General features: G+C 45.5%; 13 protein-coding genes. 5 read left to right on the top strand and 8 right to left on the bottom strand.

All coding sequences use genetic code 11. The features are described from left to right. Positions 1–113 precede the first annotated feature (113 nt). The 3 genes from carB to dapB form a co-directional block, all read right to left on the bottom strand. Positions 114–3335, bottom strand: coding sequence for a carbamoyl-phosphate synthase large subunit (gene carB, locus ACXACM_RS11675; RefSeq protein ID WP_474821888.1), 3222 nt, complete (start codon positions 3333–3335; stop codon positions 114–116). Between the two features lie 13 nt (positions 3336–3348). Beyond that, positions 3349–4479, bottom strand: coding sequence for a glutamine-hydrolyzing carbamoyl-phosphate synthase small subunit (gene carA / locus ACXACM_RS11670; protein WP_474821887.1), 1131 nt, complete (start codon positions 4477–4479; stop codon positions 3349–3351). A gap of 291 nt (positions 4480–4770) precedes the next feature. After that, positions 4771–5571, bottom strand: coding sequence for a 4-hydroxy-tetrahydrodipicolinate reductase (gene dapB, locus ACXACM_RS11665; protein WP_474821886.1), 801 nt, complete (start codon positions 5569–5571; stop codon positions 4771–4773). 216 nt (positions 5572–5787) lie between these two features. Here dapB and ACXACM_RS11660 point away from each other — a divergent pair, with 216 nt between their 5' ends. Next, the gene (locus tag ACXACM_RS11660) at positions 5788–6468 is read left to right on the top strand and encodes a cytochrome b/b6 domain-containing protein (RefSeq protein WP_474821884.1); all 681 of its coding nucleotides are present in this window, start codon (positions 5788–5790) and stop codon (positions 6466–6468) included. A 47-nt stretch (positions 6469–6515) separates the two neighbouring features. Here ACXACM_RS11660 and ACXACM_RS11655 read toward each other — a convergent pair whose 3' ends face one another. Beyond that, positions 6516–8414, bottom strand: a complete 1899-nt coding sequence (locus ACXACM_RS11655) for a propionyl-CoA synthetase (RefSeq protein WP_474821883.1) — start codon at positions 8412–8414, stop codon at positions 6516–6518. A 391-nt stretch (positions 8415–8805) separates the two neighbouring features. Next, positions 8806–9288 (bottom strand): c-type cytochrome, encoded by a 483-nt coding sequence (locus ACXACM_RS11650; protein WP_474821882.1) that lies wholly within the window; start codon positions 9286–9288, stop codon positions 8806–8808. Positions 9289–9891: 603 nt separating this feature from the next. Between ACXACM_RS11650 and ACXACM_RS11645 the strand changes: the two genes are divergently transcribed. Both ACXACM_RS11645 and ACXACM_RS11640 read left to right on the top strand, forming a co-directional pair. Beyond that, entirely contained in the window at positions 9892–10746 is an 855-nt protein-coding gene (locus ACXACM_RS11645) for a family 16 glycosylhydrolase (RefSeq protein WP_474821880.1), read from the top strand. A 96-nt stretch (positions 10747–10842) separates the two neighbouring features. Continuing rightward, the gene (locus ACXACM_RS11640) at positions 10843–12489 is read left to right on the top strand and encodes a glycoside hydrolase family 43 protein (RefSeq protein WP_474821879.1); all 1647 of its coding nucleotides are present in this window, start codon (positions 10843–10845) and stop codon (positions 12487–12489) included. Between the two features lie 101 nt (positions 12490–12590). Here ACXACM_RS11640 and ACXACM_RS11635 read toward each other — a convergent pair whose 3' ends face one another. Continuing rightward, positions 12591–15803, bottom strand: a complete 3213-nt coding sequence (locus tag ACXACM_RS11635; RefSeq protein ID WP_474821878.1) for an Ig-like domain-containing protein — start codon at positions 15801–15803, stop codon at positions 12591–12593. A gap of 335 nt (positions 15804–16138) precedes the next feature. Here ACXACM_RS11635 and ACXACM_RS11630 point away from each other — a divergent pair, with 335 nt between their 5' ends. Then, positions 16139–16894: a hypothetical protein gene (locus ACXACM_RS11630; RefSeq protein WP_474821877.1), complete on the top strand. Its 756-nt coding sequence runs from the start codon at positions 16139–16141 to the stop codon at positions 16892–16894. A gap of 93 nt (positions 16895–16987) precedes the next feature. Here the strand turns inward: ACXACM_RS11630 and ACXACM_RS11625 are convergent, their stop codons facing one another. Together ACXACM_RS11625 and ACXACM_RS11620 are read right to left on the bottom strand one after the other, a co-directional pair. Further along, entirely contained in the window at positions 16988–18616 is a 1629-nt protein-coding gene (locus tag ACXACM_RS11625) for an apiosidase-like domain-containing protein (RefSeq protein ID WP_474821876.1), read from the bottom strand. Further along, entirely contained in the window at positions 18613–21537 is a 2925-nt protein-coding gene (locus tag ACXACM_RS11620) for a glycoside hydrolase family 2 TIM barrel-domain containing protein (RefSeq protein WP_474821874.1), read from the bottom strand. Before ACXACM_RS11620 ends, ACXACM_RS11625 begins: the two co-directional genes overlap by 4 nt. 366 nt (positions 21538–21903) lie before the next feature. Between ACXACM_RS11620 and ACXACM_RS11615 the strand changes: the two genes are divergently transcribed. Further along, the gene (locus ACXACM_RS11615; RefSeq protein ID WP_474821873.1) at positions 21904–23457 is read left to right on the top strand and encodes an alpha-L-fucosidase; all 1554 of its coding nucleotides are present in this window, start codon (positions 21904–21906) and stop codon (positions 23455–23457) included. Positions 23458–23558 lie beyond the last annotated feature (101 nt).

The following is a 23558-nucleotide window of genomic DNA, read 5'->3' as shown; positions in this document are numbered from 1 at the left end:
GATTTTTCTCACTTAGTTTTTGGTTGTCGCTGAGTTAAAAAAAGTGCGCCAAAGGGCGCACTTTTTTAGAAAAGGCTAATCGCGTATATTAACGCAATTTGTGACCTTTGTCATTACCCATGAATACGTGCATGCAATTCCTGCACGGAAGCAACCTTGTTACGGTCATCCGCAGATTTTGCACGAATGGTCGCGAATGCTGCATTCATTGTTGTGGTATACGTAATTTTATTTAATAACGCTTCACGACGAATGTATACAGAGTCAGTGATTGCCTGGCGGCCTTCCGTCGTGTTGATGATGTAGCTGTATTCACCGTTTTTAATTGAATCAACGATGTTGGGACGTCCTTCAGACACCTTGTTGACAACAGAACACTCAACACCTGCGTCAATCAGGCTCTTCGCAGTACCACTGGTCGCCTCAATCTTAAAGCCGGCCTCAATCATTGCCTTGGCAAGGTCGACAACACGGGCTTTGTCATTGTGACGAACAGACAGCAACGCTTTGCCTTCTCTAGGCAGTGGCGCACTGGCTCCCAGGTTGGCTTTTGCATACGCTTCCTCAAACGTATCACCTACACCCATCACCTCACCGGTAGAGCGCATTTCAGGCCCTAACAACGGATCAACACCCTGGAACTTGGCAAATGGCAGTACCACTTCTTTAACAGAATAAAACGGCGGAATGATTTCTTCCGTCACACCCTGAGACTGCAGTGATTTGCCGGCCATACAGCGGGCAGCAACCTTGGCAAGTGGTACTCCTGTCGCTTTGGATACGAAAGGTACGGTACGGGCAGCGCGGGGGTTCACTTCAATCAGATACACCTCACCATCTTTAATGGCAAACTGCGTATTCATCAAACCCACTACACCCAACTCTAAAGCCATATCACGGACCTGCTTACGCATGGTGTCCTGAATATCTTTTGGCAGAGAGTGTGAAGGTAGTGAACAAGCTGAGTCACCAGAGTGAACACCGGCTTGTTCGATGTGCTCCATGATGCCACCGATAACCACGTCAGTACCGTCACAAATTGCGTCGATGTCGACTTCAATCGCGTCGTCAAGGAAACGGTCCAACAGTACAGGGGCGTCGTTAGACACTTTAACCGCTTCGTTCAGATAACGTTTCAGATCTTTGAGGTCGTAAACGATTTCCATCGCTCGGCCACCGAGAACATAAGATGGACGAACAACCAGCGGGAAGCCGATTTCTTCTGCTCGTGCCAATGCCTGCTCAGTGTTAGTCACCGTAGCGTTGGCGGGTTGCTTGAGACCAAGCTTGTTCACCATGTGCTGGAAGCGCTCACGGTCTTCTGCACGGTCAATGGCTTCCGGAGACGTACCGATAATAGGTACACCATTCGCTTCAAGAGCCCGGGCAAGTTTCAATGGTGTTTGACCACCGTACTGAACAATCACGCCTTTAGGTTGTTCTTTGGCTACGATTTCCAGCACATCTTCTAACGTTACCGGTTCGAAGTACAATCGGTCTGAGGTGTCGTAGTCGGTAGAAACTGTCTCAGGGTTACAGTTAACCATGATGGTTTCGTAACCGTCTTCACGCATAGACAGTGCCGCATGCACACAGCAGTAATCGAATTCGATACCCTGACCGATACGGTTAGGGCCACCGCCCAGTACCATGATTTTATCTTTGTCTGTTGGTGCAGCTTCACACTCTTCATCGTATGTAGAGTACATGTACGCGGTGCTGGTTGAGAACTCAGCTGCACAGGTATCAACACGCTTGTAAACCGGAGAGATACCGAAGCCACGACGGATGTCGCGGATATCGCTTTCTGCAACATTAGTCAGCTCTGCCAAACGGGCATCAGAGAAACCTTTACGCTTCAGTGCACGGGTGAAATCTTCAGTCAGTGCGCTAACGCCCTGTTCTGCCACCTGGTTTTCCAGTTTAATCAGCTCTTCCAGTTGCACCAGATACCAGCGGTCAACATTGGTGTAAGAGAACACTTCGTCAACGCTCATACCCATACGGAAAGCATCACCGATATACCAGATACGTTCTGCGCCTGGGTTCTGAAGCTCATACTTGAGCTTGCTCATGGCTTCGTCGTCCTGGGGGTCCAGGATCGGATTCAGACCAGTCGCACCCACTTCAAGACCACGTAATGCTTTTTGCAATGACTCCTGCTGATTTCGGCCAATCGCCATCACTTCACCCACAGACTTCATCTGTGTAGTCAGACGGTCGTTGGCACCAGCAAATTTTTCAAAGTTAAAGCGAGGAATTTTAGTCACAACGTAGTCGATAGACGGCTCGAACGACGCCGGGGTCAGACCACCGGTGATATCGTTAGCCAGTTCGTCGAGGGTGTAACCCACAGCCAGCTTGGCAGCCACTTTCGCAATAGGAAAACCAGTTGCTTTTGATGCCAGTGCTGAAGAACGGGATACACGGGGGTTCATCTCAATGATAACCAAACGGCCGGTCTTAGGATCGACACCGAACTGTACGTTTGAACCACCTGTTTCAACACCGATTTCACGCAGTACGGCCATAGCCGCGTTACGCATGATTTGGAATTCTTTGTCGGTCAGTGTTTGAGCCGGTGCAACGGTAATAGAGTCGCCGGTATGCACACCCATAGCATCGAAGTTCTCGATAGTACAAACGATAATACAGTTATCGTTTTTATCCCGAACCACTTCCATTTCGTATTCTTTCCAGCCAATTAACGACTCATCGATGAGTAGCTCATTGGTAGGAGAAAGATCGAGTCCCCGGTGACAGATTTCGTTAAATTCATCGATGTTGTACGCAATACCACCACCGCTTCCACCCATGGTGAACGAAGGACGGATGATACAAGGAAATCCAATGCGGCTTAGCACGTCGTGGGCCTGCTCCATAGAATGAGCAATTTCTGCACGAGGACATTCAAGGCCGATAGACTTCATCGCTTTATCGAAGCGTTCCCGATCTTCCGCTTTGTCGATAGCATCGGCAGTAGCACCAATGAGTTCAACGTTGAACTCTTTGAGTACACCTTCACGTTCAAGATCCAGTGCACAGTTCAGTGCAGTCTGGCCGCCCATGGTAGGCAAAACTGCGTCAGGGCGCTCTTTTTCGATGATTTTGCGAACAACTTCCCAATGAATTGGCTCAATGTAAGTTGCATCAGCCATTTCAGGGTCGGTCATAATAGTAGCGGGGTTCGAGTTTACCAGAATTACCCGGTAACCCTCTTCGCGCAGTGCCTTACAGGCTTGTGCGCCGGAATAGTCAAATTCACAGGCCTGGCCGATCACAATAGGGCCAGCACCTAAAATCAAGATACTTTTTATGTCAGTACGTTTTGGCATTGTCGGCGAGTTCCTACTGTTTTGATTGTTCAATTAATTCGATGAAGTGATCAAACAGATCAGCCGCTTCATGCGGACCCGGGCTTGCTTCAGGGTGACCCTGGAAACTAAACGCAGGTTTGTCGGTACGGTGAATACCCTGCAGCGATTTATCGAACAATGAAATATGAGTAACTTCTAAGTTATCCGGTAACGTAGATTCATCAACTGCAAAACCGTGGTTCTGGCTGGTGATCATCACTGTACCTTTTTTAAGGTCTTTCACCGGGTGGTTAGCGCCGTGGTGACCGAACTTCATCTTCACGGTTTTCGCACCACTGGCCAAAGCCAGCAACTGGTGGCCTAAACAGATTCCGAATACTGGCAACCCTGTGTCAACAATGGTCTTAATCGCTTCAATAGCATAATCACAGGGCTCTGGGTCTCCAGGGCCGTTAGATAAGAACACGCCATCCGGACTGAGGGCCAATACGTCAGTTGCAGGTGTTTGTGCCGGTACCAGTGTAACCTTACAGCCGCGGTCTGCTAACATACGTAAAATGTTGTTTTTCACACCGTAGTCGTAAGCAACAACATGGTATTTCGCTTCTGCAGGCGTTACGTAGCCTTCACCAAGCGCCCATGTGCCTTTGCTCCAGGCTTGCACTTCCTTAGTGCTCACTACTTTGGCCAGATCCATGCCTTTTAAGCCCGGAAACCCCTTAGCATCAGCTAGTGCTTTGGCTTCATCTAAATCGTCACCACAGATGATACAACCGTTCTGCGCACCCTTGTCACGAAGGATACGAGTTAATCGACGGGTATCAATATCCGCAATTCCTACTACGCCTTTGGCAGTAAGGTATTCAGATAATGTTTGTTCGTTTCGAAAATTACTGGCTACGAGGGGAAGGTCACGAATGATAAGACCTTTGGACCAGATTATGTCTGCTTCGACGTCTTCAGAATTGGTACCGGTATTACCGATATGGGGGTAAGTAAGTGTAATGATTTGTTCAGCGTAAGATGGGTCGGTGATGATTTCCTGATAGCCTGTCATGGAAGTATTGAAAACCACTTCCCCAACGGCAGTACCAGAAGCACCTATCGCCGTTCCTTTAAAAACTGAACCATCCTCTAACACCAAAAGGGCAGAATTAGCCAAGTCAACCTCCAGATTAAGGATAACCGACGGTTTATACGAAAACCGTATAAACCCCACAAAAACGGGAAGTAATATAAAATGTTACTTCCCGTTAACTATACTTTGCAGCTAATAAAACGCGACTCGGGAGACCCGAAACGCTAAATTTTGGCAAATTCCAAGTATTATATAGGAGTTATCTCCTAACGTCTAATTCAAATTCAGAAAAATATCAAAAACACCTTATTTGATGAGTTTTCCTGGTCTAACCTGAAAAATCACCAATTATCTGGTGTTAACAATATTTAAGCCTTACGTTAACCCGATCACATCGTTCATACCATAACGTCCATTCGCTTTGCCCGATAGCCACAAAGCCGCGTGAACCGCGCCCTTGGCAAAAGTGAGACGGCTTGATGCTTTATGCGTAATTTCCAGGCGCTCGCCAATGTCTGCAAACAACGCCGTGTGTTCCCCAACAATATCACCCGCTCTTACGGTCGCAAAACCAATAGTTTTGTGTTCACGGGGAGGCTCTTTGCCTTCTCTTCCGTAAACCGCGCATTCTTGCAAGTTTCTACCTAAAGTATCGGCGATGGCCTCACCAATCGCCATGGCAGTCCCTGACGGTGCATCCTGCTTAAAACGATGATGGGCTTCGAGGATTTCAATATCCGCGCTATTGCCCAGTGCCGCTGCAGCCTGTTTAACTAACGCAAGCATAACATTCACACCTACGCTGTAATTGGCAGCGAACACCAGTGGAATCTTTTTGGCAGCTTCATCCAGAGAAGCGAGTTGCTTTTGCGATAACCCTGTGGTTCCAATAACTACGGGCTTATTGTGTTTGACACACCAGGCCAAATTGTCATCAAATGCAGCAGGAAGGGTAAAATCAATCACCACGTCAACATCGTCCGCGTTGAGTTCACTTACGGCCGTGCAATGAATTTCAAGAGAACCAATGCCCGCCAGTTCTCCCACATCAATGCCCACCCATGGCGAATCATCCCGCACAGTGGCGACAGCCAGGTCTGCCCCTTCTTGCTCTCGCACCGCTTCAATCAACACCCGCCCCATGCGACCGTTTGCACCCAGAATTGCAACTTTCATCTATTCATCTTCACTTAACTAAGTTGACCACATTTTGCCTGATGCATTTCATTTTTCAATTCATCGCGAATAAATATCGCATATTCCGCAGGTATTACCGCCTGATACTTGATTGTAATGTCGTTTAATCGCATGATTTCATCACATTCACACTCTTGTTAGGCTCTTAATGGCCAAAAGCAGTGTATTTCGTCTATAAACAAGCGAGGAGTAGAAATGAGTCAAAAATTAATCTGGGATGTCCCGACACGCTTGTTTCACTGGCTTTTGGTTGTTTCCATCACTGCTCAGTACCTCACCGCTGAAGTGCTGGACGACGCTATGCAGTGGCACTTTTATTTTGGCTACTTTACGCTTGGGCTTATTGTCTTTCGTATCATTTGGGGGTTTATCGGTTCAGATTATGCCAAATTCAGTCAATTTGTATCTGGTCCGAAAGCTGTACTTCGCTATGCTTCTTCTCTTTTCAACCGAAACTCTCAGGCCCATGCAGGACATAATCCGCTAGGTGGTTGGGTAGTTATAGTTATGTTGTTGCTGGTGTTGGCGCAGGCAGTTAGTGGCCTTTTCATGACTGACGACATCTTCTTTGATGGCCCATGGCGCGCCGCCGTTGAAGATAATACACTCAAGGTAATGGGTTTTATTCACCACACTGGGTTTAACGTGCTACTTGCTGTCATTGCACTTCATGTTGCCGCAATCGTGTTTTACGCAGTATATAAAAAGCAGCGTTTGGCCCCAGCCATGGTCCATGGAAAGAAAGAAACAGAGGAGCCAGCGATTAAAACGTCAAAATGGCTGGCCTTTATCATAGCGGCGTTACTTAGTGCAGCAGTGGTGTATTATGTTGTCGAAGTCGCTCCGCCGGAAGTTGAAGACGAGTTTTATTATTAAAGATAGTGGGAAGCACGAATGCTTCCCTCTTTTATATGAAAGCCTGGCTACTCGGGTTTTTCTCGTACCAATCCACGCTCGTGCATGATTGAAGTAATTTCTGACACGCTGCCAGGGTCATCTATAGTAGAAGGTATGGCCACTTCGTGATTTTCCGCTATTTGTCGCAGCAACTTGCGTAAAATCTTGCCTGATCGGGTTTTTGGCAGCCTGGAAACAACGACAGCCCGGTGGAAACAAGCAATTGGCCCAATTTCCTTCCTCACCATCGCCACCAGTTCAGCTTGTAAATCGTCTTCGTCAATGTCTGCGCCGTCTTTCAAAAGCACGAGTCCCACCGGGGCCTGACCTTTTAAAGCATCATGTATTCCAATGACGGTGCATTCAGCGACCAGTGGGTGCGCCGCAACCACTTCTTCCATTTCCCCGGTTGATAAACGGTGTCCGGCGACATTGATGACATCATCGGTCCGCCCCATGATAAATACATAACCCTCATCATCTTTATATCCGCCGTCGCCTGAAGTGTAATAGCCCGGGTAAGCGTCGAGATAGCTATGGCGAAATCGTTCAGTGTCTCCCCATATGGTGGGCAGACAGCCCGGTGGCATAGGTAATTTAATGGCAATGGCACCTTGCTCCCCGGCTGGGAGTGGATCTCCGCGAAAATCGAGCACTTGTACATCAAAGCCGGGAACCGGTAACGTAGATGAGCCCGGTTTGACTGGCATGTTTTCAATGCCTGTGGGATTGGCGCAAATTGACCACCCGGTTTCCGTTTGCCACCAGTGATCGACAACAGGTTTGGCGGTTTTTTCTACTGTCCACAAATAGGTTGGTGGGTCCAGACGCTCTCCCGCCATAAAAATCGTATCCAGAGAAGACAGATCAAAGTTCTGCATTTTGGATGCATCTGGATCTTCCTTTCTTATTGCTCTAAAGGCCGTGGGGGCAGCAAACAATGCTTTAATCTTGTACTCTTCAGCCATACGCCAAAAAGCGCCAGCATCGGGAGTTTTCACAGGCTTTCCCTCATACACAACGGTGGTACAACCGTGCAGCAGAGGTCCATAAACAATATAGGAATGACCAACAACCCAGCCCACATCTGATGCCGCCCAAAATACATCGCCGGGCGCCATGTTATATATCGCTGACATGGAATATTTTAATGCCACCGCGTGACCACCATTGTCCCGCACAACCCCCTTGGGTTTTCCCGTCGTTCCGGATGTATATAGAATATAGAGCGGGTCTGTACCCTTTACAGGCGTACACTCCTCCTCCCCGGCATCTTGCATTGCGATATCCCAGTCAATGTCCCCGTCACCCAATGAGGCTTCGGCCTGTTCTCGCTGGTATACGATAGTGGTATCCGGTTTGTGAGAAGACAAGGCAATAGCCGCATCTACCAGGGGCTTGTACTCAATAACTTTTGTCACTTCAATGCCACAGGAAGCTGTCACCAGGACTTTGGGTTGTGCATCCTCAATTCTCACTGCCAACTCATTGGGCGCAAAGCCGCCAAATACTACAGAGTGAATTGCCCCTAGCCTCGCGACTGCCAGCATAGCTATTACAGCCTGAGGGATCATGGGCATGTAAATTACTACCCTGTCGCCCTTTTCTACTCCTTGTTGTTTAAGGACATTTGCAAAACAGGCCACGCATTTGCGAAGCTCTGAATAGGAATATTTCGCTTTCGTTCCCGTTACCGGAGAGTCGAAAATAAGCGCGGTTTGATCTGCTCGCCCATTCTCGCAATGATAGTCCAAAGCCATATAAGACGTATTCATTTCTCCATCTGAAAACCAACGATAAATTCCATTCTCATCCTTTGACAAAATGGTTTCAGGCGCACTAAACCAAGGTACGTCCCCAGCTTTCTGCCTCCAAAAATCCTCTGGCTGCGATATGGAGTAGTTGTATTCTTCAGCGTAAGACATGACTTACCTCTTGATTTAATAAAGTTGGCCAGTAAAGAGAGAGTTAATCCTCTTTTGCCTTCACATTAACTCAAAATTTACAAATGAGGTGATAAGACTTATGTCGCAGATCTGGTAAAAAATTCGGAGTGCAAACTAAAACGTGTCGACTGTTCCGGTACATTTTCGCTCGTTCTGAGCGAACATCAGCCAGCAAGTGTTTACAGGCTATAAAACCCTCGGCTCGCTATTTATAGAAGTGGTAAGGCTGAACAAACTTTTTTTGCTCTCACTCACTAATACTTCAGAGGACAAGGATATATTTGAAAAAGAGGGAGCCGCAGGAACTAAACGGCGCAGAAGCGCCGTAAAAAAGGAACTATTTATAGTACTAAGCCAGCCAAAAAGAGGATTAATCGGCTTTGTAGTCGTCGTGACAAGATTTACAAGACGCACCCACTTGGCCAATCGCTTTGGCATATTTGCTCTCATCGCCCGTTGCAGCTACAGCCTGCAGGTTTGCAGCAGCAGTTTTCAATGCTTCTACTTTTCCTTCAAAATCAGACCAGTTTTCCCAAATTTCGTCTTTCGCTTCTGTGTCAACGTCGAATTTACGGGTATCCACTTTCACGTAATCGCTCATCATATCAGCGAGTTGCTCAAGACGCATAGCATTGGTAGCGATAACTTCCTGATCGAACGGAATTTTACCTTTTGCCATACCGCCCAAAGGGCCCATGTTGCTGTATACCAACTTGTACAGCGCTTGACGAAAGTTAGTGGCTGCCTGTGCGTGTTTTTCACTCATAGCAGCTTCCTGGGCCACTGCAGCCCCACTCGTCATTCCTGCCATTACTATGGCTGCCAACAGGCCGGTCTTGAACGCTTGTTTCATGTTTTTCTCCGTTACTTTGCAATTAAGTGGTGTCATGCATTGGGATGTTTGGCTGGTACGTGAGATGTATCCAGTACGCTTTACCATACCGGTTTTTTACTACGAAATACCAGTATCAATGGTTTTATTTTTTACAGTCACATTCGGTTTGTGCAATAGCCCACGGGATAAAACAAATAAATAAACGGTTAAATGCGAACTGATATCGCCAGCATCTGTTTTTAATGTCATGCGAGCACATTTTTTACATACTACAACCTTGAAGAAAAGTGCTCATCACGCATATGACAAACCGCATCACCACCAAAGGCCTAATATTTCATATGCAAAACAACCAAATCATAAAAGGAATCTAATTAAAATGAAACACAACAAACAAACCTAAATTTTATTTGAGCTAAATATATTTTAACTCAAATATAAATAATCAAATTTACATTTAATTTACAAAACGAGAGACCTATGCTTTACTCTAATTTCAGCCCTACCGGCAGTAAAATGGGCTGATATCAAAAGTGCATGCAACTACACCCGCATAAAATGTTGTCACGCATAGATTGCTTGGCATCAGCGCTTAATTACGACAAATACATAAGGTCTATAATGAAAATTACGCTTAGAAAACTTGTACACATTGCGCCTTTTATTGCCGCGTTATCGGCCAGTACCCCCTCCTTCGCTTTTACACCAGACGTAGATGGTGAGGGCAATTGGCTTATCAATAATGAAGGCTTCACCTTCGATGCCAGTATTAGTGATGAATTTAATCAACCAGGACAGTGGCAAACGCCGGACACGACAAAGTGGAATCGCTATCACCCAACGGGTTGGCTGGGAAACAACAGTTTTACTTACACCAATAATTTGGCGTATACCCACCAAGGCAATTTGGTTTTAGAGGCCAGACCTGGTGCGTTCTTTGGTGATAAACACACCACAGGTATTGTTTCAAGCAAACAAGCTCTAAAATACGGTTATTTTGAAGTACGCGCCAAAGCGGCAACTAATAACATTGCCAGCAGTTTCTGGTTTTTTAATAGAGACAATAGTAACGGCGACCAATATGAAATTGATGTATATGAACACTTTCCCTATGTTGGCTGGAACGACCAAACAAAAAGTAAAAGCAATATTCATCATTTTGTCTGGACCCAGCAAACCGGCAATGTCGATCAAATCCCCAACTATAGCTATGCACATACGCTGGAAAATAACGGTGTGAATACTGACTGGCATACCTACGGTGTCATGCGAACGCCAGGAGGAATTTATTTTTATGTCGATGGAAAGAAAGTCCGAACTATCTGGAAAAGCGCAGTAGCTCCCGCTGATTATCCAGGTGATTTTCCGATGCCTGTGATACTCGATATTTTAGTGTACGACTGGCAATCTGGCGATAATGAACCCCGTCAGGAACGCTCCTACTATCACGTCGACTATTTCCGAGCGTGGCGATAAGCACTTTTATACAGGGTAGAAATAGTGAATTTCTACCTTCCCTCACTACCCCACTTTTTTTGTACACTCTTGTTCAAACCATTGGAACTATTAATCATGCACTACACCGGTAAGGCTTTTCTAACCTCTTTACTTCTGTCTGCATTGAGTATGTTTGCTTTATCTGCACCCGAGACGTTCGACAACCCAATTCTCCCCGGCTTTTATCCCGACCCCAGCATTACCCGCGCGGGTGATACCTATTACATGACAAACTCAACATTTGAGTGGTTTCCGGCCCTTCCCATACATAAAAGTAAGGATCTGGTAAACTGGGAACTTATAGGCCACGGCTTAACAGAAAACAATGTTCCTGCCTTTACACTACAAGAAGGACTAAGAGATTCGTTAGGGATCTTCGCACCAACCATTCGCTTTCATAAGGGTACTTTTTACATCGTGACAACCTGCGTTGGCTGCAAGGGTAATCTCATCATTTCAGCCAAGGATCCTGCAGGCCCCTGGAGTTCTCCCGTATGGATTAAAGGCGCAGTAGGCATAGATCCATCGCTATACTGGGAAAATGGGAAAAGTTACTATCTCGGTGCCGGTTTACTCAACAACGCCAATGCGCCTAGCTGGCCCGGACAGAACGGCGTTTGGATGCAAGAAATTTCATTGGAAACCGGAGTATTAAAAGGAGAACCAAGACAGTTGACGTTTGGTCACGCGGCAAATGCACGCTGGGCGGAAGGACCTCGTCTTTTCAAAGTGGATGGGGAGTACTTGTTATTAATTGGCGAAGGCGGCACCAACGAATTCCATGCTGTCACGGTGTTCAATAGTCAATCACTCTGGGGGCCCTATGAACCGAACCACGCAAACCCGGTACTCACCCACCGCCACTTACAAAATACATATCCAATTACCCAAACCGGTCATGCTGACTTAATACAAACACCGGATGGAGATTGGTGGTCGGTGTTGCTGGCTAAGCGTCCCCTTGATGGCACAACCTTACTTTCAAGAGAGACATTTTTAGCGTCTGTTAAAATGCAAAAAAACGAAAGTGGTATCACACCTATTTATAATCCTGGCGTAGGACTCGTGAAGCAACAACAGAAGCGTCCCCGGCTACCATGGTCACCGTCAAGGCAACCTGTCAAACGAGACGAGTTCAACCACAATACCTTGTCGAAGAGCTGGAATATGCTACGAACACCCAATGATCGCTGGTTTAAGCTTGAAAATGGAACCCTAGTACTCAACCTCGCTGCTGCCTCCATTGATGACTTATCAAACCCTGCTTTTTTAGGTCGACGTTTTCAGCATCATAGTTTTACCGCGTCGACACGCCTGCGTTTTATCACTACACAAGACAATGAAACTGCTGGTCTTGTGTTATATCGGCGTTCAACGAACCATTATCAACTTGTTAAAGAAGCCAAGCAGATCTCACTGATTAAAACCGCGAAAGTCGCTGAGAAAGGAGAGGTAGAAGTAACCGAGATAGCCCGAACACCTTATGGTGACCCTGAAGTAATATTGCACGTTTCAATAACCGATAATAACGCCCAGTTTAGTGCAGGCCCTGACGAAAATACGTTAACGCCCATCGGCGCACCTCAACCACTTGATATCCTTTCTGATGAAATAAACCAACGTTTTAATGGAAACTACGTCGGTATGTACGCAAGCAGTCATGGTGAAGGGAGTCAAAACCAAGCATTTTTTGAATGGTTTGAGTATGAGCCGACACGTTAAATTGCCCATCGATAGAAAAGCGTACATTTACCCTAAGTAAATAAAAAAGCAAAGATCCAAAGTCTTTGCTTTTTTTGTTCATCAAAGTATTACACACCGGTTCAAGGCGTCGTCACTTCTTCCAACACGAAATCATCGGCGTACCAAGTGTGTCCTTGAGTCATGAGATTCACTTCAAATGAGGTTTGTGTATCCGGCCAGTTCACACCGTCAATTTGAATTTCCACTCTTTCCCATGTGCCAGTTTGCGTACCGCCAAACCATTTTTGCCCAGAGGTCTTCCAGCCGCCATTAGTGTTGATAAACTGACTCATGCCACCAGACCACGGACCAGTGCTAAGCCTTTTTAAATAAAAGCTCAGCGTGAAAGCCTTACCTGCTTTCATGAGCCCTTCTGGTAGTACAGACTCGTCAAGAGTAATCCCTACGCGACCATCGGTGGTATCAAACAGTATGCCGTAATCACCATTCATTGCCGCATCAGCAGTCACCACTGCCTGACCACTTGAGCCAAAGACATAGTTCCAATCCCCCAAATCACCTCTTTCAAAGCCACCATTGTCACCAAGTAAATTGTTTGTTGGGTTTGGAGGCGTCTCTCCGGAGGTAATTTCCACACCAGATATCGTATGACCATCAACACTGGTACGCCAATCACCACCAACCTGGCGAAGTGCGGCAATAATTTTATAGCCCTTACCAGCTGGCAGAATATCATCGAAACTCAGCGTTATCTGAGTTGTCCCCTCGCCAGCAGGAACAGTCAAACGGCTCAAACCCAACCATTTTCCGTCGGGCCCAATGAGTTCAAAAGCCACATCGCGTTCGATATCTGTGGAATAATCGATATCTAAAGTAATACTGCTCGCTGACTCCATAGTAGATACATCATTGGTAATCACAATCGTATTTCTTAAAGTGACTTCATCTTTCACATGCACCTGCGTGGTCGCTTCAAAATCTCCATCGAATGTACGCCCGATTATGTTCACATACCCTGGTGAAACAGGTGTGATTACACCATCCTCCACCGTCGCCACAGCCGGGTCACTCGATGTCCAAACGACATATTTATTAGTAGCGTCAGCCGGTAAAATGTTAGCTTGCAAGCGATAGGGACGATCTTTTTTGATAGCAATATCTAAAGGTAACTCAATACCTGAAACTGGTGTACCCTGATACGATTCTTCGGTATCGACAGTTAAAATGACAGAACTTATATGACCCTGGGTGTCAGGAAAAACAAAATCCACTATGTTGTCGGTTTTAAGGAACTTAGCCGGTACCGGAATTTCTATCACACCAAAAAAGTCATCCCGTGTGGCTTGGTCGGCACCGCGCCAGTCATTAGGGACTGAAACGCTGTGGCCGTTTATCCGCATTTGCGGCTGCTTAGACTTATCGTGTTTCCGTCCAATACCCAACTTTATCATGGCCATGCCTGGCGACGTGTTGTAACCATTTTGCGCAAAATGGTAATGCAGAGCCTTTGCGGTATTTTTAGAGCGTGCCGCGCGATCAAGCAGACGCGTCAATGCGCGACTTTCTTGCCAGTTATCGGGTTGACGACGTTTAATGCTCGCCAACTGACGCTCATAACTGCGCAATAGTGCTTGCAAACGCACTACTTCATTATCATTGATACTATCGTAAATTGCTTGGTCAAAAATAAATGATTCACTTAGTACATCTACAAACTGTGCCTCATCGTCAGGTAATGCCACATCATTAAAAGGAAATGACATCACCGTATCCTGAACGATAGGCTGTAAATAAATATCTGTATAATACGAAGATGATCTCACTATTGATTCAGGTGAAACCGTTGACGCCAGGGTATATTCTAGCACCACGGTTTCATGGGCCGCCATCATAATACTAGATGGCACTTGCGCTAGCACCTCGTCAGTGTAATTCGCTGCTCCGTCGTAAGGTACGTACAAGCGTTTAGCTCGCACCTGCTGTATGCCTTGATCAAAAGAGACGAAATTAAGCGAAACTGGCTTGCTGCTATCTTCATAATTGTTCAGGGCTACATACAGCTTGTCACCATAACTAAAGGCTTGGACAGCCAAGTCCGGGTCCTTTTCTTCAACTACCACCCTGTTACCTTTAACATCAGCCCACAGCAGATAAAACTTAGCCTTTTCTGTTGGCAAATAGCCCTTGACCTTAGAGCCAACAATCTTATCCGGGTCCGGTCGTAGTACCGCGGCAGAGTACGGGTTAAAATTATTAGCATCGTAAAACCACTTGGAAATGCCCGTAATGAACGGTACTGATGTTAATATTCGATCTTCACGTTCTAATAAAGAAAACAGAATATGATTATAGGATCGTAGTTCCTGCGAACTTTTTTCAGGGCTATATTCGAGTGGATAGCCTTCAACTATTCCACCATATTCCGTTACCGCGTGATCTTTTACCTTACCCCACTTTATAAAGCTGTAGGCCTCGATCATGTCGATAATGGCTTCGGCATTGCTGCCAGACCGAAAGTTGTCCTGCCCCGTCACGTTCACGCCATCGTATAAATGAAATGAAAAGGCATCCATGTGTTCACCGGCCACGTCCATGAACATTTTTTGCCGGGATGCCCAATGTGAAAAATCATTCAGTTCATAAGATGGCCATGCAGAGGAAAAACCAATCACTTGGGTATCAAGCCCACGTTGGTCAAAGGCTTTACCAATTTCGCCGAACCAGGTTGCCATACGGTACTGAACTTCAGCGTTGGCGACAGGATCCCACGGCCCTTCAACAAAATCACCAGCATGCACGAATGGCTCATTCATGGGTTCATAAAACACTGGGCGACTTTCATCATCAAAGAAATATTCGAAGTAATCGGCGGCCCAACGCGCGCCCTCAACTGGATCATTGCCTTCGTTGATCACGCTGGCAGGGTGCTCTGTAACAACGACCCGATTACTGTTAAAGGCTTTATAAGTCACGTTCTTCGCATTCTCTATGGCTTTTGCACCGTCGATAATGGCCTGCTCTGTAGAGGGATAATTTGACGTTTCACTCACTGCCATGGGGCCCCAAAATACTCGCCCATAACCGGCATTAAGTTCATGCTTAATAAACAATAAATCCATCTCAGCCGCGTCAGGATCAGCCGGGCTTGAATGAAGGTTAAAGAATTTGGTTCGATCCAATGTCGATGTATCACCAATGTAGTACTGTTGTAGTGGATGAATTGTCACCCTCACAGTGTCGATTTCGCGCGCTGCGCTCGCTTGAAAATACCCGGCAAACACCAGACCAACTATTACACCACAGTAAGATTGTTTTACAGCAAACCTTTTCATCAAACACCCCAATAATTTACATTTGAATATCAATGATTGCATATAAAAATATAGATGTAAAAAATTTTAACAAATAGATTCTTTCCCATACGTTTGACGCGACGACAAATCAGTAAAACACAAAAATAAATTAAAACATTAAATATCAGATATTTATAATTATAATCACTCATAAGTTTTTCTGGTAAAACATTCACCAACTGAACCATAATCGATGAAATCCCAACCAATTAAAGAGGAATAGGGTTCGTTAAGTAAATTAATTGTTAAAAATATTGCGCATCATACGGCATTGTTATATAAAAATATAAATTCATATACAAAGCAGGTTAAACATGAAAAAAATGTCCGCACGTGGATTTATTGCAATTGCGTTAATACCTTTTTTAACGCCAGCGTGGGCCGCCCTCGTTACACCAAGCAACGAGTTCGAGGCATCAGGACGCATCGCATTTGATACGGCGACGTCGCTTGTCACTGCGACACGTCAAGATGACTATTTTATCGTCGAAGGTATGAGCACAGATATCAACAATGGCACGGTAATAGGTGTTAATCCGTTATCGGGTTCACTCGGCTCGGCTTTAACGATGAGCAGTATGCTCAGCGCTGAAAATACAGACATCGATTTTGACTTTGTGCGCTATGATTTTGATTTCTTTTTTAAGAATAATACAGCGAATAGCTCGGCTGCTATCACCTTTGAGTACGATATCACATATGCTTTATCTGCCAGCGCAAGAAGTATAGATGATGATGCCTTTGCCGATGCAACGTTTGCGCTATTTGATAGTAATAATACCGAGCATCTGTTTTCTTCGTATTTCACCGAACTTAACGCAGGGCTTCAAACTTCAACGGATAGTGGCCAGATTCAATTCTCGCTAAATCCCGGAGACACAATTTCATTCAGCGGCTTTTATGAAGCCAATCTCTATACACTGGGTAACGCTGATTTTTCAGTATTGACCGACGCTACATTTAGTTTATCGTCGGTGGAGCTTAGCCCGGTATCGGTAACAGAACCCACCAGTATTGCCATGTTTTTGTTATGCTCTGCGGCTGCGATGTTAAGACGACGCAGGATGTAGCTCAGACTGACCTATCAAAAAAACGCCGCTTCAAGCGGCGTTTTTTTCCAGAATGGCGTAAATAGGCACTCTCAAAGCAGGTGCTTGCCAGATTTAATTCTCCAGTTGTTGACTAATCAGGATAGCATCGGCCTCGCCACGCCATGGCGATATAAAGCGTTGATCTTTTGTAATAATTTGCGGTGTAGTGAACTCGCCGGTAAGGGTATTAAACCAATGCGCGATGCGTTTATTGGCGCTTTTTTTCGGCTTTAAGTACCAATCTCCCCGGGACATCTGAAAATTATCTTTCGATACATAGATCAAGTACGTTTCCTCGTCGTTTACCAGAGTAAATCCCGAGCCGTTTTTTTCTGGCACGGGTTTGAAGTGAGAGAATGTAAACTCATTAAAGAAATCTGATAAATGCTTAAAATAGATAAACTTGGGATGTTCATCAGTACTTGTTGAGGCAAAAGGATGAGAAATAATGACATTCCAGGCATTGCCTTGCCAATAATAGGTACTGTAAACGCCTGCGAACAACGTCAACCAATTCCGGCGAAGGGATACCTCAGGGTCGGTATAATCACCGGGAAATACTTCGTAAGGTGATTGCTCATATCCTCCATGCTCGATGTTATAAATTGCTTTATCAGCAAACTGTTTTCTCACAGATAACATGCGATTATAAATATCAAAGCCCCAATCCTGGGTGGATATAAAGTCGACCTGCTCAGGATACTTTGCACAATACTTGTAATCGTGGACAGTAACTAGCCGTTGGTAGTGGTTAATACTTCGTAAACGTTCAATCCTCCCCTTTATATACGCTTCGTCCGCTCTGCCATAAAATAGTGCTTCTTTGGAAATATCCCAAACAATATTGGGAAACGCCTGATAACGTTTCACGACGTAATCAAAGTACATGTTGTCTGCGGGGCTATTCATATCAGGCCAATTGACCATTTTATTCCACACGTAAATCATGAGATGAGCCACCATGCGTTTATCGTGAAGCAAGTGTACCGTTCTATCTAACTTTTGAAAAAACACCGGATTAAGCGCACTAAAATCGGGGTCATTATTGGTGCCCAGAAAAGGAAAAATGTCTTCCCGACCACCAAACTCATGCTCGGGATGAGAGGCTAACTTTGGGTCTTTGGGCCAGTTAACATCATAGGCATACACATTCATCACCACGTGGTTAAAACCATGCTGTTGCACTAAAGACAATAAATGCTCACTTTTGGGTGTCGCTATGTTATTGTCATAATCTAATGCAAATAGCCAATCGAGCTCATACCCTAGTAAGAAATAGTCGCTTCCGTCTTCATATGCAAAGGCTTGTTGGTTGCGTTCAGACAATACCATGGCTCCATGGTTAGTAGGGTCTGGATTTGCAATAACATTAATCTCACCACGGCGCGCGTTAAGCTGCTCAACATCGCCTGTAATGCGATAACGCCACGCACCTGTCGTTGACGCCGAGAAACGCAACAACCACTGACTATTTCCGTCGTAAACAATTGGTACGATATGTTTTTTTCCTGAAGATACATGCTCAAAATGCGCATTGACCGAAGCAGTAAAAGGATGCTCGGGCACGCCATCAGTTTGTAACGCGATATCGAGTACTTCCCACTTCTCAATCTGATGAACCTGCCCGCTTTGTGCATGGCTAACTGATATGACTGTCATCAGCATGATTGTTACACCAAAACAACAAAGTGCCTTTTTCATTGTATTGCCCCGTTAAACTGTTGCACTAATTCAAAACCATTCAAGCGTACCGACTTATTGACGTCTTCTGCGCGCATTATCAATGTCGCCTCACCATGCTCATCGATGGTGAATTGATGAAGTGCATAGCCTGCAGCGCCTTTATTCGAGCCACCGTCGCCACGCTCCCCACCACCCGCTTCGGTAATCGCAATGCGTTTGCCATATGTCGGCATATAATCTTTCGGACTGTGGGCTTGGCTAGCACTTTTGAGCAAGAAGACAATGGGACTAATCACGTTAATATCGTCGCTAAGTACGTGATGCCAGGTTTTAAGAGTGTAGTCACCTTGTGCCAGCCCACGGAATGTGAGTGATATCGACGCTTGAGGTGCTGAATTTACACCATCTTCTATAAGGAAGCTTAAGTCGCCTGGAACCCCCCAGGTGTTGTCCCATGATAGCGCCTCGTCCGACGATATAGCCACTGATACACTTTCATCATTGAACGATGTGATGCGGCGCTCATCATCACCTTCACTATGTGACCAGATATAGAACCCCTCCTGAGGGTGTTGCTCTGCGTTACCCATGTCTGCGCTCAATACCAATGGGTCGAATATGACATGATTAACGCGCTGTGACGCTGAAGCCGGGGGGGCAGTTAACACAAGCGTCGCAGTATCGGATTTCAAACCATCGGCTTGCGCAGTAAGGGTAAGGGTTGAATTGGATGTACCAACCCTTACCATTACCGGAGCATGACCGTTTCGCCACGCTACCGGGTTGGCACCAATGTGTTTATTACCTACGATCTCACCATCTCCTTCTAGCGTGAAAGTCACACTGGGCGTATTACCGTCAACCGAAAAGCCATCAGCGTCGGTAACTTGTGCATATGCCATGATAATACTCGATCCATTTGCCTGCCCATCGAAACCATCAGTATCAAAAAACACCTTGAGTTGGCTTGCTGCCTGTCCTTTACGACGTTCGTGACGAGCAACAACCTCGCCATTTTCAAGGGCGTGTGCTCTCAATGTACCGCTTGACCATTTAAACGGCACGAAGATAGAAGGCGATGACAAATGTTGGTTTGCATCATCTCGCTGTGCCTTAAAACGGCCAAGAGACTCGTCATTGTGGAAAACTTCAACCTCTTGTGCATTGGTAAATAGCTGTACTTTGTCTTCAGACTGACCGCGTTCATCAGGGATATGCACCATGGGAAATTGCGTTAACTCAGACTGATACCAAAAGAAATTGGGTTTAGGCAGCCTAAAAGCATCCCAACTTGACGCCTGCCAGACAGACAAGTTTGGGTACTGCTCATCGCGTTTGATAAACGAATGACTGTCGTGTGCGCTCCAGGAAGCCAGGCCAATTAAATTTGGATCGCCTTTATAACGAGACACAATTTCCTGCAAGGTGACACTGTCGCTAGACCCTGTATGCTCCATCGCAAATAGTAAATCGTCTGCTGGTCGTTTTGCGCCCCTATAGTCCATTACCGCGTACAGATCGGTGATCCCAGAATGTTGTTCTCCTGTCCACAACGTACCGTTATTCATAGTAATGCGGGTAGGGTCTTCTTCTTTGGCTGCATAGTGAAGACGCTTGATGGTACCCCTGTGGTTAATTCCGGCCCCCCAACCCAATACGGAGGGATGATTGCGATGGTTTCGAATCATACGCCTGGCTGCTCGGTCCAAATTATCCATCCAAGCTTCGTCACCGATTCCAATCCACGTTGGAGGTTCCTCCACCACAATCAGGCCAAGCTCATCACAGGCATCTAAAAATGCGTTGTCATGTGGGTAGTGTGCAAGCCGTACTAAATTCATACCGGAGGCTTTGAATTTAATAGCATCCATTCTGTGTAAGTTATTTGGTACTGCGTCGCCAATATAGGGAAAGTGCTGATGCCTGTTCGCCCCGATAATTTCTATCGGCTCTCCATTTAACAAAAGCCCTTTATCCAGCTCAAGTTCAAAAGTGCGCAAACCTAACGGGTTCCTGCGACTATGCAACAATCGTCCCTTGCCATCGAAGATCTGACTTACTACAGTGTACAAATAAGGGTGTTCGGGTGACCAAAGCTTTACTTCCTTATCAATCCCCGTGGTATGTTTAACCAGGCTTGACCCGCCAGTTGTAATATCTTGCTGTGTTCGTTTTTTTGCAATGACTTTCCCTTGCGCGTCAAGGATGAGAGTCTGTAACGTAATCTGGGCCGACTGGTCACTGCGATTTATCACCTCACTTCTCACACTCACTGTCGCATTTTTAGGGGAAACCGTTGGTGTAGTAATGAAAATGCCGGATGTGGTCGATTCCCAGTCAAAGGAAAAGTGCACAGGAGATAGCACATTAAGATAAACATCGCGATACAAACCACCAAAAAGAATATAGTCAGCGGTATGGCCGTCTGGCGGTATTGTCGCATCGCGGCGATTATCTAATTCTAACGTAATCGTATTCGTCTTCCCTAATTCCGCATATTCAGTAATATCAAAATGGAAAGGCGTATAGGCGCTTATAGCATGTTCGCCTACATACTTACCGTTAACCCATAATCGGGTTCTTTGATGCGCGCCTTCAAATTCAAGAAAAATGAAACTGCCCTTCTCTCCTTCAATAAGCAAGCTACGTTTATAGTAACTTACGTCGCGATGAAACGTACGCTGTGATTTGTCATCGTCGCTGTCATCAAGATTAATAGAGGTGAGTGCATAACTATGGGGCAAGCTTACTGTGGACCAGGATGATGTCTGCCAGTGCTTTGTTCCTGGCATGTGAACCACAGCACCCTGGTGATAGCGCCACTGTAAATTAATATTTTCTCTTGACCCAACAGGTACTTTCATCATGGTTTTTACTTGCGCGCTAGCGTGCTGCGCTACAGTAAAAAACAACAGTAACATCAGTAAACGGATTAGCATATTTACAAACTTATATTAACAATCATAAAACAACAATACATCATTCAAATACAATTGTTAATATTTACATATGATTTTAATAAACATGATCGAGTTAATAAGTAAAATAAGATAATGCTTCGTGTTACCCACTCTATTCAGTGAATATAGAACTGTGCTGAAATTTTGTTAAGCACAGGAAATATAGCTATTTTTAGTTCACCCCCTTTTGATGAACAGCTGATTTAAAAAACACACGATAAATGCAAATTAGAAAATGCATTTTCATATGTAAATTTTATTTGCATTTGCAAGTAATTTATTATTATAGTGGATATAACGTTTTATTAACGTAAAGTATTCAAAATGGCTGGAAATAAATCTCTAATGAAAAAACTGTTAGCAATCTCCGTCGCATCTGCCCTTGCAGCTTGCTCACAACAATCACTGGATACATCGTCTGAGGACGCACATCCTGATCACAGTGCCAAATTGGCAGACATTCGAAAAGTGGCGAATCAAGGGCCATTTAAAGCAAGCTGGGAATCGTTCAAACAGTACGAGATTCCCACTTGGTATCAGGATGCCAAGTTCGGTATCTTTATCCACTGGGGGGTGTATTCCGTACCGTCTCACAATGGAGAATGGTATCCAAGAAAGATGTACTTGAGTGACACCGAAGAGTTCACTTATCAGCAGGAACGTTACGGACCATTGACCGAATTTGGATACAAAGATTTTATTCCTGATTTCAAAGCCGAAAAGTTCGACGCCGATAAGTGGCTTCAAGTCGTTAAAGACTCCGGTGCTAAATATATAGTGCCAGTGGCTGAGCACCACGATGGTTTCTCAATGTACGATAATTCCTACAGTCGCTGGGACTCCGTAGAGATGGGGCCCAAACGGGATATCATTGCTGAACTAAAAGCCGCAGCAGAAAAAGCGGATATCTACTTCGGTTTGTCCAGTCATCGTGCCGAAAACTGGTGGTTCTTTGAGGGTGGTCGCCAAGTACCCAGTGACGTTCAAGATGATGCATATCGCGACTTATACGGCCCTGCGATAAGCAGAGAGACATCCGAAGCAGGAGAAACGCCTCCTAGTCAGGCATTTATGGACGATTGGCTGTTACGCACCGTGGAGCTGGTAGATAAATATCAACCGGACCTTATTTGGTTTGACTGGTGGATGGCTTCTGAACCCTTCCATCAGCACGTAAAGGAATTTACCGGCTACTACTATAATAAGGGAAGTCAATGGGACACCATGCCAGCCCTGAATTATAAAGACCTCGGAGATTTCCGCTCTTACGCCCCAGGCTCCGCAGTATTAGATATTGAACGCGGACAAATGTCTGATATCTACGAACACTTTTGGCAGACGGATACCTCAGTATCGAAATCGTCTTGGGGTTACGTGACTAACCCGCAATACCGAGATGCGAACTCTCTGGTAGATGATTTGATTGATATTGTCAGTAAAAATGGCTCCATGTTGTTAAATATTGGCCCAAAACCCGACGGAACTATTCCACAGCAAGAAATTGATCTTCTGGCCGAAATTGGCAGTTGGCTAAAATTGAATGGTGAAGCAATTTACGGCACACGCCCCTGGGTGACATTCGGCGAAGGCTCTACTGTGGTCATTGACGGTACTCACTCCAATGATGGTGAAGCTCACCGGAAAGACTTCAACAGCTCAGATATTCGCTTTACTCAAAAAGGTGATGTGCTCTATGCCATCATGATGGCCTGGCCTGATGATAAGAATGAAATTACCATCCGCTCAATTAACACCGATAATTATGACAAGCGCGTCTCGAGTGTAACCATGATAGGCGATAACGCTCCGCTTACCTTCTCGCAAACTGACCAAGGATTAAAAGTGTCTCTACCGACACGTTCACCTTCTAAGTATGCGCAGGTACTAAAAATCATGTAGTGTTTTGGGTAGTCACCAAACCTGCCGGTGACTGCCTTTTTTCTAACTTGATAACGCCCCATTTTCAGTTATGAAAGGGGGCGTTTTTTATTATAAGTGAG

The organism is Alteromonas sp. AWQ4_252 (assembly GCF_056158205.1).
Note: the sequence above shows the minus strand (reverse complement) of the source record. Positions and strands in the feature narration are given on the sequence as shown.

Coding starts and splice junctions, on each gene's coding strand:
- ACXACM_RS11660 (WP_474821884.1), top strand. CDS start 5,788: ATGAGTCAAAAATTAATCTGGGATGTCCCGACACGCTTGTTTCACTGG.
- ACXACM_RS11630 (WP_474821877.1), top strand. CDS start 16,139: ATGAAAAAAATGTCCGCACGTGGATTTATTGCAATTGCGTTAATACCT.
- ACXACM_RS11625 (WP_474821876.1), bottom strand. CDS start 18,616: ATGAAAAAGGCACTTTGTTGTTTTGGTGTAACAATCATGCTGATGACA.
- carB (WP_474821888.1), bottom strand. CDS start 3,335: ATGCCAAAACGTACTGACATAAAAAGTATCTTGATTTTAGGTGCTGGC.
- ACXACM_RS11645 (WP_474821880.1), top strand. CDS start 9,892: ATGAAAATTACGCTTAGAAAACTTGTACACATTGCGCCTTTTATTGCC.
- ACXACM_RS11620 (WP_474821874.1), bottom strand. CDS start 21,537: ATGCTAATCCGTTTACTGATGTTACTGTTGTTTTTTACTGTAGCGCAG.
- ACXACM_RS11615 (WP_474821873.1), top strand. CDS start 21,904: ATGAAAAAACTGTTAGCAATCTCCGTCGCATCTGCCCTTGCAGCTTGC.
- ACXACM_RS11655 (WP_474821883.1), bottom strand. CDS start 8,414: ATGTCTTACGCTGAAGAATACAACTACTCCATATCGCAGCCAGAGGAT.
- ACXACM_RS11650 (WP_474821882.1), bottom strand. CDS start 9,288: ATGAAACAAGCGTTCAAGACCGGCCTGTTGGCAGCCATAGTAATGGCA.
- ACXACM_RS11640 (WP_474821879.1), top strand. CDS start 10,843: ATGCACTACACCGGTAAGGCTTTTCTAACCTCTTTACTTCTGTCTGCA.
- ACXACM_RS11635 (WP_474821878.1), bottom strand. CDS start 15,803: ATGAAAAGGTTTGCTGTAAAACAATCTTACTGTGGTGTAATAGTTGGT.
- dapB (WP_474821886.1), bottom strand. CDS start 5,571: ATGAAAGTTGCAATTCTGGGTGCAAACGGTCGCATGGGGCGGGTGTTG.